Raw genomic sequence first — 623 nt, forward strand, 5'->3', positions numbered from 1 at the left:
GGCCGCCTGATCGTGCGGCCCGGTGACCACACCCGAAATTACACCTCATTGACGGACGTGACCCTCGATGGCACCCCATATGTGCTTTCGGGCGGACGCTGGTATCAGATCGACAAGGATCTTGCGAAAGAGGTGCAAACCTATTTCGACCAAATCGCGAAGGTCGATCTTCCCGAAGCGGAAGCAGGCGAGACGGAGGAGCGCTACAACAACCGGATCAAGGCGACCAACGCTGATTTGCTCTGACTTGACCGTCAACTGGTGAAGCCGACAGGGGCCTCCTCTCCGATAGAGGTCTGTGATTTTCTGAAAGCGGATAGGAGCTTTATCCACGTCAAGGATAAGACCGCTTCCTCCCGCCTCAGCCATCTATTCAGCCAAGGGCTAATTTCGGCGGTCACGTTCAAGCGCGATACCGAGTTCAGGAAGACGGTGCGTGAACTCGTCGCCGGGCAGGCGAACGGTGCAGCCTTCGCCAATGTGGTACCCGCTGATGGCGCGAATTGGAGCCCGTCCGATTTCACTATCGTCTATGGCGTTCTCACCAACGGCACGGTGTGACGTGCTCCCCTGAAATGTGACCGCGAATGGGTAGAGTCCGACGCGAAGGAGTCGGACGGAAT

General features: G+C 57.5%; 1 pseudogene. It reads left to right on the top strand.

The features are described from left to right. Positions 1–57 precede the first annotated feature (57 nt). Positions 58–561, top strand: a pseudogene (locus tag PYV00_RS22995) (DUF6119 family protein). Positions 562–623: the final 62 nt, after the last annotated feature.

It is taken from the genome of Novosphingobium album (ex Liu et al. 2023) (genome assembly GCF_029076845.1).
GTDB lineage: Bacteria > Pseudomonadota > Alphaproteobacteria > Sphingomonadales > Sphingomonadaceae > Novosphingobium.